The 13,012-nt window shown below is 40.0% G+C and carries 14 protein-coding genes; all 14 read right to left on the bottom strand.

Features of this window, described 5'->3' with window-relative positions; genetic code table 11:
- Window positions 1–34 precede the first annotated feature (34 nt).
- Complete coding sequence (locus P0106_RS05070; RefSeq protein ID WP_004114173.1) at window positions 35–799, bottom strand: aspartate kinase; 765 nt, start codon at window positions 797–799, stop codon at window positions 35–37.
- Window positions 800–1,001: 202 nt separating this feature from the next.
- Complete coding sequence (recR, locus tag P0106_RS05065; RefSeq protein ID WP_004114171.1) at window positions 1,002–1,610, bottom strand: recombination mediator RecR; 609 nt, start codon at window positions 1,608–1,610, stop codon at window positions 1,002–1,004.
- Between the two features lie 6 nt (window positions 1,611–1,616).
- Window positions 1,617–3,959 carry a DNA polymerase III subunit gamma/tau gene (dnaX, locus tag P0106_RS05060; protein WP_473730524.1) on the bottom strand — a complete coding sequence of 781 codons (2,343 nt, stop codon included), beginning with the start codon at window positions 3,957–3,959 and terminating at the stop codon, window positions 1,617–1,619.
- 154 nt (window positions 3,960–4,113) lie between these two features.
- Window positions 4,114–4,524 (bottom strand): Rv3654c family TadE-like protein, encoded by a 411-nt coding sequence (locus tag P0106_RS05055; protein WP_004114168.1) that lies wholly within the window; start codon window positions 4,522–4,524, stop codon window positions 4,114–4,116.
- Entirely contained in the window at window positions 4,521–4,925 is a 405-nt protein-coding gene (locus P0106_RS05050) for a TadE/TadG family type IV pilus assembly protein (protein WP_004573653.1), read from the bottom strand. The genes P0106_RS05055 and P0106_RS05050 overlap by 4 nt, the downstream gene beginning before the upstream one ends.
- A 159-nt stretch (window positions 4,926–5,084) precedes the next feature.
- On the bottom strand, window positions 5,085–5,360 hold the full coding sequence (locus tag P0106_RS05045; protein ID WP_004114162.1) for a DUF4244 domain-containing protein: 276 nt from the start codon (window positions 5,358–5,360) through the stop codon (window positions 5,085–5,087).
- 101 nt (window positions 5,361–5,461) lie between these two features.
- Entirely contained in the window at window positions 5,462–6,079 is a 618-nt protein-coding gene (locus P0106_RS05040; protein WP_048730761.1) for a type II secretion system F family protein, read from the bottom strand.
- A 30-nt stretch (window positions 6,080–6,109) separates the two neighbouring features.
- Window positions 6,110–6,748 (bottom strand): type II secretion system F family protein, encoded by a 639-nt coding sequence (locus P0106_RS05035; RefSeq protein ID WP_415686401.1) that lies wholly within the window; start codon window positions 6,746–6,748, stop codon window positions 6,110–6,112.
- A 30-nt stretch (window positions 6,749–6,778) separates the two neighbouring features.
- Window positions 6,779–7,837, bottom strand: a complete 1,059-nt coding sequence (locus P0106_RS05030; protein WP_473730523.1) for a CpaF family protein — start codon at window positions 7,835–7,837, stop codon at window positions 6,779–6,781.
- The gene (locus tag P0106_RS05025) at window positions 7,818–8,999 is read right to left on the bottom strand and encodes a CpaE/TadZ family protein (RefSeq protein ID WP_004114156.1); all 1,182 of its coding nucleotides are present in this window, start codon (window positions 8,997–8,999) and stop codon (window positions 7,818–7,820) included. The genes P0106_RS05030 and P0106_RS05025 overlap by 20 nt, the downstream gene beginning before the upstream one ends.
- A 117-nt stretch (window positions 9,000–9,116) precedes the next feature.
- Complete coding sequence (locus P0106_RS05020; protein ID WP_004114154.1) at window positions 9,117–10,475, bottom strand: ClC family H(+)/Cl(-) exchange transporter; 1,359 nt, start codon at window positions 10,473–10,475, stop codon at window positions 9,117–9,119.
- A gap of 112 nt (window positions 10,476–10,587) precedes the next feature.
- A complete protein-coding gene (locus P0106_RS05015) occupies window positions 10,588–11,007 on the bottom strand; it encodes a fluoride efflux transporter FluC (protein WP_004114152.1) in 420 nt (139 codons plus the stop codon).
- Complete coding sequence (locus tag P0106_RS05010) at window positions 11,004–11,561, bottom strand: fluoride efflux transporter FluC (protein ID WP_473730522.1); 558 nt, start codon at window positions 11,559–11,561, stop codon at window positions 11,004–11,006. Before P0106_RS05010 ends, P0106_RS05015 begins: the two co-directional genes overlap by 4 nt.
- A 47-nt stretch (window positions 11,562–11,608) precedes the next feature.
- A complete protein-coding gene (locus P0106_RS05005; protein ID WP_473730521.1) occupies window positions 11,609–12,910 on the bottom strand; it encodes an adenylosuccinate synthase in 1,302 nt (433 codons plus the stop codon).
- Between the last annotated feature and the right edge of the window lie 102 nt (window positions 12,911–13,012).

Below are 13,012 nucleotides of genomic sequence, written 5' to 3'. Positions count from 1 at the left end.
CTGTTGTTATGCTTGTGTCTTCTTTAATAAATAATTAGTTTAAATTCGGCAAGCTCTTTGGATTTACTCCACTCGGCACAATTAATGTTCCGTTTCTGTGCGAAAACGAGCTGCGAACATGAAGAGGCATACTGAATCTTTGTGCGTATTCAACGCATCTCAAAGCTAACACTCGAGATCCGCAAGATGACATCTCAAGCATTGAATCATAATCGATAACAGGAATTCGCTTTGCGGTTGGAACAATTCGAGGATCTGCCGTAAATACGCCATCAACATCTGTGTAAATCTCGCAAACATCTGCTCCAAGAGCAACAGCAAGCGCCACTGCCGAAGTGTCTGATCCGCCTCTACCAAGCGTTGTGTCGTCACCAATCTCGCTGATTCCTTGGAATCCTGCAACAATAGCAACACTGCCTTTTTTAAGCGCATGCTGAACACGATCTGGCTTAACAGCGCGAATATGAGCTGCTCCAAATTGCGCGTCTGTCATAAATCCAGCTTGAGAACCAGTAAAAGAGTATGCGTGCGAGCCTTGAGCATGAATAGCCATTGCTAGAAGACTCATGGAAATACGCTCTCCTGCAGTCATAAGCATATCCATCTCTCTGGCAGGAGGATGCGCATTTACACTCATTGCTTGGTCAATCAAGTCGTCTGTGGTATCTCCCATAGCGGAAACGACAACAGCAACATCGTTACCAGCAGCTTTTGTATCAAGAATCCTTTTGGCTACACGCTGAATTGCGTCCGTATCTTCTACGGACGATCCACCGTATTTCTGCACTATAAGAGCCACTGTAACCCCTTATGTTCAGCCGTCACTATTATCTAAAGTACGCTAATGCAATAAGAATTAATCCAAATAAGACTAATCTAAAATTAGACTATCAACTGTGCTCTATTTATTTTTAGTTTTAGAGATATTATGAGTGGCGTATATACAACAAGCGGTTTCTTGCGACTTATCAAACGCGTTTGCTTATGAATTCACAAATCTTCTATACTTCTTGTCTTCCTGCAAATGCGCGACCAAGAGTTATCTCGTCTGCATACTCTAAGTCTCCACCAACTGGCAATCCGCTTGCAAGTCGCGTAATACTTATGTCAAGCGGCTCAAGCAAACGTGCTAAATAAGTTACTGTAGCTTCTCCTTCAATATTTGGGTCAAGCGCTAAAATGACTTCTTTTACTTGCGCATCTTTTAAGCGCTCAAGTAGTTGCGTTATTTTTAAGTCTGCAGGTCCAATGTTTGCCATTGGATTAATGGCACCGCCCAAAACGTGGTAAACGCCAGCGTATTCGTGAGTTCTCTCAATGCTCATAATGTCTTTGGGCTCTTCTACAACGCATATTTTTGTGTGATCTCTTCGCGGATCTTGGCAAATAACACAAGGACTTTGCTCGCAAACATTTCCGCAAATTTCACAAAATCGCACATTCTCGCGCAAGTCACTGATTGCGTCAATTAAATCCTGCGTTTGTACATCAGATGATGAAAGTATATAGAATGCAATTCGCTGCGCGCCTTTTGGTCCTATTCCTGGAAGCTTAGAGAACGCATCAATAACTCTGCCTATTGCACCGTCATACGATGACACGTTATGCACTTTTACTTACTCCTCTTGCTTTCGCTTATGCAATCCTGCATTTTTAGGATTTTTTGGATCACTTGCAGCGAATTCTTTTACAGATTTCACCTCAAACATCTTCTCTAAATCATCTATGCTCAAATTGGTTGCAGACTCTAACGATTCGTCCTGCATGGAGCATTCGTCTTCTTGAGCGCCGTTTACACCATTAGAGATTCGCGCTTTTGACTCATTGTCTACCTGCGATTCTGAATTTGCGCGCTGCAAATTTTGCTGACTTATCTGCGACTTTTGACCCCATTGCTGCGCGTATGATGCAACGTTATCTGCGTTTTCTGAATCGTTTACTACTTCAGCATTAAAATCTGCATTCTGTAATGCAGCAATCGCATCTCCCATTGGAGCAGATCCCATACCTGCCCATGCGTCATCTTTCTCAATATCTAAATCTAAAGCACTTTCTGAAATTGCAGAACCAGATGAGTCGCAAGCCTCCGCACCAGCACTTGAATCGTCACTAGAGCCAGCATCATCGCTACTGGAATCCGCATTATTTGAATCTGAATCAGAACTTTTCTCGATTATTTTTCCGAATCCTTTTACGATTCCAGCTTTTCGCATAAGCAAGTCTCGCTTAACTTGTGCAAGTCGTTGCGGAGTCATTCTTGCAACAGACTCCACTTTTTCGCCGTTTGCAGCTACTAAATCTGGAGCTATTGCAACGTTTTTTCCAAATGCGTCTTTTACTTTGTTCATAACCACAACTGGCACTTTTTTACCATCGTAAGGTTCTGTTGTGCAAATCGCGAGCGCAAAAGCATGTTGGCTTATAGGCTGGTCAAAAGTTAATACAAGCCTTCTTTTTGCTGCATTTCCATCGTCTAATCTAACTTTTGGAACGCGATCTCTCTCTACGTATTCACGAACATCGTCTGGCAGATTTTTAACCAGATTATCCCAAGTTTCATCCACGTCAAGCTCTTGTGTTGTCTGTTTTTCAACGGTTGCAGTTGACCAATTCGCTTGCGTGTTATTGTTGATTTCAGATTTATCATCAAGAATTACCGAAGGAGCTTCAGCAATTTTTACTGGATTAACTGGATTAACTGGATTAACTGGATTAACTGGATTTACTGGATTTACTGGATTTACAGCAGAATTTGAACCAATAAAATGCCTTGCAGAAGATGCAGGATGTGAGGAAGACTTTGCAAGAGATTGATTATTAGATTGAGCAAATGATTCCTGCACAGTAGTACCAGATTGCATATCAGCAAGCAATCTAGCCATAAGAATCTCAAGATTCATTCTAGGCGAAACAGCATTTGCCATTCCAGCAAAAGCATTATTGACGATTTCTGCCATTTTAGACAAGCTTCTCAAAGTTAGCTGACTTGATTGTCGTTGCAAATCTTGCATGTCTTCTGGCGATAAATCGCCTAACAAGTTTTTAGCACAATTTGGACCAGCAGAAACCAAAAGCAACAAATCACGCAATCGTCCGAGAAGATCTTCCACAAACTTACGAGTGTCAAATCCTCCGACTACCACTTTTTGTACAACTTCATATAATTTTGCACCGTCTTTTTCAATAAGGGCATCAATAACATCTGCAATAAGATTAGAAGGCGTAAAACCAAGCAAAGCAACTGCTGAATCTAACGAGATAACACCATCATCTGAGCCAATCATAAGCTGATCTAAAACAGATAATGTGTCTCGCATGGATCCGCCGCCAGCGCGCATAGCAAGCCGCAAAACGCCCTTTTGCGCTTGAATACCTTCCTTTTTGCAAATGTCTTGCAAATACGGTCCCATTACTTCTGGAGGAACAAGTCTAAACGGATAATGGTGGGTTCTAGAACGTATAGTTCCAATCACCTTATCTGGTTCAGTAGTGGCAAAAATAAACATAACATGCTCAGGTGGCTCTTCCACAATCTTCAGCAAAGCATTGAATCCTTGCGGAGTTACCATGTGCGCTTCATCAAGAATAAAAATCTTATATCGATCGCGCGCTGGAGCGAAACCTGCACGTTCGCGTAATTCTCTAGCATCGTCAACACCATTGTGGCTTGCAGCATCTATTTCTACAACGTCTATTGAACCTGATCCGCCTGTTGCAAGATCTTTACAGCTTTGGCATTTTCCGCATGGTTTAGAAGTAGGACCCTCTTTGCAGTTAATACAACGAGCAAGAATACGCGCAGAGCTTGTTTTTCCACAACCGCGTGGACCCGAAAATAGGTAGGCGTGCGTTATTTTGCCTTGATCTAGCGCTCTCATAAGAGGAACGGTAACTTGATTCTGTCCTATCACTCCTTCAAACGTGTCTGGACGATACCTTCGATACAATGCAAGTGCCATAACTATAACCTACCGTCACCTGAATATTAGCTCAACTCTACTTGAGCAAAGTTTCTGTTCTATTCTAAACATTTAGACATTAACATGCTAATCGCCTATTAACATGCTACATTATGACCAATCGCATGAATACTTGATATTTTCCACACACTTATTAGCCACAATCTATTAAACCAGCTCTAGCCGTTACATTTATCTTATTAACCATAGGAAGTCGTAAAGGCACACTTAGACTGATTAATACATCATCATCTTTTTCAACACAAGATTCTATTTTCCCATTATTTGCCTTTGCTGTGCGCTCTGCAACTTGACATGCATCATCTTGCATATTTCTCATAGCAACTGCACCTGATATAGCCGATGCGTTTGCAAGAGCGTAAGCTCGGTGTTTTTGCACCAAAATTGACCCTAAAGTCGCACAAACAACAAGCATAGAGCAGATTGCTATTACCAATCCTATGCCTAACATAGTTCCAGAACCACAATCTGCTCTACGCAAATGTTTAAAACTGTAATATTGCGTATTCAAAATGCTTAATCGCTTACATATTTTTTGACTCATATTAAAACCTGGCTAATGCGAGCTTCCACAGACAATGGCAATACTTTTAAAGGGTCTGGCACAACTGGGCAGCTTACAACAATATCTGCCATATTCCCAACATATTTGACTTTTACAGAACTATTAACTCCAGATACTTTAGATACTATATTTTGCGCATCTTTAGAATTGTGGTGCGAAGCAACATAGTATGCTACTTGACCTGCTGCATCATGGCAATTCATTGTATTTACTACTGATTTACCAACAAAAAATAACGTTAAAGCAAGTACCACAACTGCAGGAAGAATAATCGCAAATTCTGCGGTAACAGCCCCAGAATCTTTTGAATTATTTATCTTATGACAATTATTCTTAGTCGTTCTCTTATCTAAAATGTTCAAAAATACATGATTCTCCATTTTGTCTCGTTTCTTTTCGCATTAGTTAAAATCCCACAACAAATCACATAAACATCACGGTCAAAAAAACTTTATAAATATTTCATATCACGTTTTTCAAAGTATGTTTTAAGTTTCACGCAATGTTTCACAGTTTTACAAATGACTATTTACTTAAAGCTAGCTAACATGTAGAGCTTTTGTAACAAGCTCACTGATAGCTGTACGAACAGCATCTGATTTGGCAATAGCAATAAGCACTGTAGCAAAAGCTGTGGCAGCTATAAGAACAACAGCATATTCTGCCGTAACAGCCCCATCATCACACTGCTTTAAATCTTTGCTCAAACGATTCTGCATGTTATTACATGCTTGTTCAGCTTTAATTAATCCTTCATTCATTCGCATTGAACACATGCAATACCATGTTGACAATGCAGCAGTAATTGATCTCATAATCACTCACCGTTACCTTTCTTTTTGTTATTTTTATTGTTATTTTTCTTTTATTTATGTACCCAATATTGGGATACAAATTTTTTATTTTTAGATTGCGATTAATACATAAATGCAGATACTGTCGGCAAAATTCCTACGAAAATAAACGCTGGCAGAAAACATAACCCAACAGGCAGAAGCAGACGAACAGAAAGCCTAGAGCTTTCTTTTTTTGCCACGTTTCGCATAGATTGCTCATAATTTTGTAAAATCGCTATGAGTACAGGAACTGGAGAACTTCCACAACTCCATGACTCTCTAAGTGACTGTCTAAGCCACATACTTAACACAAAAGATGCAGATGGATTTTTATCTTTTTTATCGAAGCACACATAAGGAGCACTCCAAGCTTCTATCCAAGTATCTCCAGAAAGTAGTGCTTTAGAAACATTCCTTAGCCAAATCCCTTTTCCTCCAGGAATAGATGACCCAACAGCGTCAAGTGCTCTAGTAATTGCGACTCCACTTTTTAAAGCAACTATCATCATTTGCAAACCCAAAATTGGATCTATATCTTCAACTTTGTTACGCCTAAAATCGTAATTGTCTCTCATAGAAATCGCAGGTTTACAAGCGCGCTCATAGCACGGGTTAAGAATCATCTGTCTAGTAAAAAATTTGCATAATGTAACTATATAAGCTACTAAAATAATCCAAACGATAATTGCCTTAAACATTTTCCACGATCCTTAATAACCATTAACTCATTAATCGACATTAGAAACAGCACTCAGCATTGCTTTTTTAGATGACTTCATGATCCATGTAACCCATAAAAGACCGATTACATAAAACAATAAGCCAATACCTAAGAGTGCATATCCTCTAGAACTTGTAAAAATCATCAATATTGGATTTACACCCAACAATTGTCCAGTAAGAAGAGCCAAAAATGGTAGAGCAGTTAGCAACCTAATAGTTGCTTTAGGCATTGCAAAAACTTCTGAGCTTAAATCATTAACCCTCTTATTGGCATGATAAGAGTCAGAAACAGCTTGAACGCAATCAGTCATAGAGCATCCGATAGAACTGCTCAATTCGTATACAGACATAAGCGATTGCGCAACCTTGCGCATGTCTTTTCTAACTTTACTTCTTTGGCGAGCGCTAAGATTCTTAATCCTATTAGAACAGCGAGAATCAATCCATTTAAACACCGATTCAACGTTTATAACTTGGAAATAGCTTTCGCTGTTATTGCTGTTGTAATTGTTATTGCCATTATCGGTCTCTTTAATAAGTCCATTGCGATTATCATTATTGCTGTCTCCTCTTATAATCGATTCAAAAGAAGCACCAGAACGCAAAGAAGCCACAAGAGCAGCTAGTGATTCTTCAATACCCATTTTCAAAAAATCCTTTACTGTCTTTATCAATTACAGAAACAACCCTGTATCCAACGGTAAATGCCATTTAATGGCAAAATTTTTCCAAGCAGACGTTGCCTCTATCTGAGCAGAAAAATTACTATCATTAGAATTAACGCAATTTTTCAATCTTAAAATTGGCATACCTTCTAACGCGCCAGAATCCGTAGAACGCAATACTCCAAGTTCTTTTACAACTCGCATACCATTTACTCTTTCTACATGTATAACAACATCAAAAGCATCAGCGGCAAGAGCACATAAAGCAGAAGGTTCCAGTCCTGCAAGAAGCCCTAAAGACATTAATCTAGCTGGCACCTTTTGGACTTTATCAGCATGCAAAGTTGTCATTCCACCTTTATGACCACATGTAAAAACGCGCAATAAATCAGCTATTTCTTGACCCCTGCACTCACCTAAAATAATTCTGTCTGGTCTCATCCTCAAAGTTGCCTTTACAAGATTCGACAAGCCAACGCTGCCTACTCCTTCAACGTTTGCTTCTCTTGTAGCTAAAGACACATGATCCTTAGATAATGAACCTAATTCTCTTGTTTCTTCAACAGTAACTATTCTGTCTTTTTCATCACAAGAAGCTAAAAGAGACTTCATTAACGTTGTTTTACCAGAGCCAGTGCTTCCCGTAATCAAAATATTCGCACGTTGAGTTACCAATAAATAAAGTATTCTAGATAATTCAATAGGAAACATTCCTCTACTACTTAACTCTGTTAAACAATAGCGTTTTAAAGCGGGAAAACGAATCGAAATAGCAGCACCACTTAAAACTATTGGAGCAATAAGAGCGTGTACTCGCACTCCTACTGGGCTAGAAGCATCTGCAATCGGGCATGAATCATCTAATCTTTTGCCTAATTGTGCACAAAGCCAAACTGCATATTCTCGCAAAATCATAGGATTATCAAATGGAATTCTTGGATTGTACTCTTGCAACCCAAAACCTTTATCTACCCAAACGTGACCTGTGTCTGTAACAACAATATCTGTTGTTTGAGGGTTATCTGCAAGCTCTTGCAGAATGCCAAAATCAATATCTTCTAAAACCATGCTTACCCCTTGATATTTTTGAGAATCTTTCAGATTCATATGATTGTGAATTTGATTGTTTATATTGTTGTTCAGATTGTTTTCCAGATATTTTCAAAGAGGAATTAGAGGAGTCTCCAAGCAACCATGTTGTTATTTTTTCTATTGGAATTTTGGCGGATTTTGGAATATCTCTTATACCGTAACCAGATATTATGTCTTCGTACATTTTAGGATCGTGACCAATTGGACCTTCTACATCGCAAAGCAAATAATCACAAGCTTCATTAACATTTACAGGGCAAAACCTTTTAGAAAGACCACGCGGATTTAATCCTGCGACAATAGAAGTTTGTTTTCTAGAGTAATCTTTATGGTCAGATTCTAGGCTTCGCCAATATGCACGCAATCTGGCAAGACCAAGAACACTAAGCTCTGCAGCAAATATGGTTGGAACTTGCGCTAAAGTTGGAAGATTCTTTAAAAGCCTTCTTGCTGAAAAACCAGATCCAATATCAACAATTACTACATCACAAGCGTTGGAAAGACCTCTAATAGCAGCTTCAATAACCCATGGCTTAGGCTCTTCACTTTTCCAAGGAGCGTAAGCCAAAATATCAACGTTATTCCAGTGCAGAAGTTCACAACGCAATACATATCCGTCTAATCGTCCTAAAGGAGCTTGAACCTCTTGCAATCTTCTACCCTCGTCCTGCTCCAATCCCAACAAAACATCTAATCCGCCGTTAGAAATATCTGCGTCGATTAGTGCAACAACATATTTTTTACTAGATATATGACTTGCCAGAAGAGCAAGAGTAGTGCTTAAACCAACTCCATCATTTGCCGATGAACCGATTACAACATTTTTTGGAAAAGGCTTTAGCGAATAGTTCAAGCTACCAATATTTTTTTGAACACTATGATTATCTAATGCATCAAAATCGCTATGAACTGAAGTAGAAGATACACCAGTCGCGTAATCTACATGATTTGCGTAATCTGCATTATCCACATGATTCGCATGATTCAAAGATGCGATAACAGTCGAATCTTCCAACTTATTACTATCAGATGTACTTTTGCGCATACTTTTTATCGCACTCGCCTGAGGCGGGTACGTTTCTATAATGCGCGGAACGCAAGAAGGAGCATCGTAATTATCAATAGTCATATTGTCCATGTGGCTATTGAATCGCATACTAAACCATTAGGCAATACTATTTAAACAATGTGGTTAAAGGATCAATAAACGTTGCAATTCCGCCAAAAAGTTATCCACATTGCTGTTTTTGTTGTATTAACGCACAAGTTTTGGATTAGAAGCCATATATCTTTCCAGAAGTTCGCCATAGATTGGCTTAGTGTGCAAAATATCGGATACAAGAAGCGCAATAAAAGCAGATGCAGCAACTGGAAGAGTGTGAATCATTGTTCCCGACATTTCTACAGTTAGCAAAATCGAAGTGAGCGGAGCTTTTACAGAAGCCGAAAGCGTGCCAGCCATAACACACACTGTAAAAATTGGCATTAGCTTTGCGTCAATGCCAAGAATCGGAATGCTTATTATTGCGCGAGAAGCAACGCCGCCTGCAAGTGCGCCGACAGCAAGAATTGGCATAAAAATTCCGCCAGGCGCTCCGCATCCAAAACTTGTAGAAGTAAATAGCATTTTTGCAACAAACAGGATGCACAGAAGCGCTATGCTTGCTTTTCCATATTCAGAGAGCTTAACAAGATTCGATCCTCCTCCAAGAACATCTGGCAAATATAAGCCAACAGGAATCGCGATTAAGCATGCTACAGATACGGGAGCCCACTTTGGCAAATACTTATACAGCGTTTGTAATCCAAGCAAGGATCTGTTCATTAAAGAGCCAATAAGCCCTGCAAAAATGCCAAGTGGAATCAGCCAAAAATGAAGTGTCATTGGTAAGTCTGGAATTCTTCCAAAGTCTAAAACAGGTCGAAGTCCAAAGCATGTTTGAGACACAAAGTCCGCGCAAATAGATGCAGCAGCAGCTCCCATAAGAACTGTAGAAGACAATCCGTGTTGAACTTCTTCCATAGCAAACATAAGCCCAGAAAGTGGAGCGCTAAACGCTGCAGATAAGCCAGCTGCCGCTCCAGCGGTTACAACATAATGCTCTTGCGTATCGTTTTTATTGCCCTTTCTAAAGATGCGAGACATCATTTGCGCGCCGCAAGCTCCGATTTGAATCGAAGGGCCTTCGCGCCCAAGAGACAAGCCAAATAGCGAACCCAACAATCCGCCTACAAATCGAACAGGCAAAATAGTGTTCCAACACATTTTTAGACCGCGTTGAACGTATCCAACAACTTGTGGAATGCCGCTTCCAGACGCCATACTTTCTTTGCGACTCATCCAGCCAATAAAAAGCCCAGCAGCAATTGCAAAAACCACGCAAGGCACAATCCAAAGCATGTTTTGCAATATTTGCGCATACATCCATCGCGCAAAATCGGTTCCGTACTCAATCCCAAGTCTATAAGTTGCTACAAGCGCGCCAGAAACAAGACCAACAACTATGCCAGCAAGAACCATCTTCCATCTAAGATGCTTAAGCGTTTTAAGAACGCGATCAGAAAAGTCGCGCAAAAAATCGCGTATAAAACCGCCTACGTTCTTTAAAGTCACAATAAACCTATTCTTAAATCAAATCGCAAACAAATACATCAAGCATTTTAACATTTTTAATAACACAATAAATATAAATTAATAAAATACGTCAATTAATAAAATTCAAAACTTAAGACTTTAGAAGCATAAATATTACAAATGACGGTCCAGCGTATGCAATAAATGCGCACAAGAATGGCACTATTAGTTCGCTAATAAAAAGCCATAGTCCAAGCTTGATTTTCTTTAGCTTAAACAGGCTTACGATTTCTAAGATTGCGGTTGAAAACGTTGAAAATCCGCCTAAAAATCCCAATGCGCACGTGTAAATAATAGTCGAAGCAAAAGTTAAATCGTATATAATCGAAGAACTTAAAAATACAACTAAGCCCATTATAAAAGACGCAAAAGCGTTGATTAGCAAAGTTGCGATTGGAAAATCATGGTTATAAACGCGCCCGATTGCGTCAGATATTGCACAACGAAGAACAGCACCAAGTCCAGCGAAAACAACAGGCAGCCAAAAAAGAACATATGCGTAAGACATCATTTTGCACCGCCCCTGTTAGCGTCTATTTTATTGATGACGTTTGAATCACCAGCATTTTTTACGCTGCCATTGCCTTTAAAAGCAAAAATTTTATCTCCAATTAGACTCCCAACAAGCACTGCTAAAACGCCAAGAACCATAGACAACGCCATAATGGCAATTACTTCTACAATGTTCATTGCAGTAAATGCGGAATGCGCGCCCTCAAAAGCAAAAGTAGACATTGTTGAAAGTCCGCCGCAAAATCCCGTGCAAAAACCGTATTTTATTAAGTCTTTGTTCTTGCAGCTCTTCCCACTTACAACAAGTGAACTTACTAAAGCAAGAATAAAACATGCTAAAATGTTCGACAAAAGAGTTGCAAAAGTAAAGCGGCTAAAAAGCATAGAATATCCCGAGTCCCAATGCATGCCGTGCGTAAAACCACTTATTTCACTACGCACAAAAGCGCCAAGCAATCCGCCAATAAACACAACAAAATATGTTTTTGCACCAAGTGATTTATGCTTATGCTTTTTAGGCAAGTCGTGGCAATTACTGCTTGGAATACTCATAGTTTTTAGCCGCCTTAAATAGCCTTAAATAGCTATTCAAATAGTCACTAATCAATCAACGAATGAACGCTAATAATGTGGTCGCGCTGAGGACCAGTACCAATTGCCGAAATACGGCACTTGGAAAGTTCTTCTAAGCGCTTTACGTAGCTTTGAGTATTTGCTGGCAATTCTTCAAACTTGTGAATTTGCGAAATATCCTCACTCCATCCTGGAAGCATCTCGTAAACTGGCTTAGCGCTAGCAAACAGAGACTGATCTACTGGCATTTCGTTCATTCTCTCAACGCTTCCGTCAGACAAAGTTACATCGTAAGCTACGCAAACTGGAATTTCTTTTAAGCCAGTCAAAACATCTAACTTAGTAAGGACAATATCAGTTAAGCCATTTACGCGAGTAGCATAGCGGCTTACAACGGAATCAAACCATCCGCATCGGCGAGGGCGACCAGTAGTTACGCCATATTCGTGACCCTGCTCACGCAGCCAATCGCCACTTTCATCCAAAAGTTCCGTAGGGAATGGACCTTCACCAACACGAGTGATATAGGCTTTAGCAACTCCAATTACTCGCGTAATACGAGTTGGACCAACGCCAGTTCCCGTGCAAGCACCTCCTGCAGTAGGATTTGAGGATGTTACAAATGGGTAAGTTCCATGATCGACATCCAGCATGGTTGCCTGACCGCCTTCAAAAAGCACGGTTTTGCCATTTTCTATAGCCTGATTCAGTATAAGCGAAGTATCTGCAACATAAGGCTTCAAACGCTTTCCAAGCTCCACAAGCTGTGCTGTAACATAATCAATATCTATTGGATGCTGGTTGTAAAGTTTAACTAACATCTGATTCTTTTGATGCAAGCTAGCTTCAACCTTATCCCTCAAATGCTCTGCATTAAATAAATCATGCACACGAATACCAACGCGATTAATCTTATCTGCATAAGTCGGGCCAATTCCGCGACCTGTTGTACCAATCTTGTGCTTGCCAAGGAACCTCTCCGTAACCTTGTCAATTACGCGATGATAAGGTGTAATCACATGCGCAGACTCGCTCACTTTCAAACGAGAGCAATCAACACCTCTAGATTCAAGTGCGTCAATCTCCTCAAACAGAACTTCTGGGTCTACAACAACACCATTACCAATAACAGGAGTTACATTAGGGCTGATTATACCGCTAGGAAGTAAATGCAAAGCGTAAGACTCGTTTCCCACAACAACAGTATGTCCAGCGTTATTACCGCCATTAAATCTTGCGACAATATCTACCTTAGAACCAATTAAATCAGTCGCTTTGCCTTTACCCTCGTCACCCCATTGAGCGCCAATAAGCACAATTCCAGGCATGCTGAACCTCCATTTTTGGGCTAACGTTGCCCAAATAAACACAATTCCTACGTGTTAAGACTAGCGCAAAGCCAATACCGAATTTAATTTGCAACTTGATGA

Source organism: Gardnerella sp. c11Ua_71 (genome assembly GCF_055818025.1).
The sequence above is the reverse complement of the archived record's forward strand: the minus strand, read 5'-3'. Positions and strand labels throughout refer to the sequence as shown.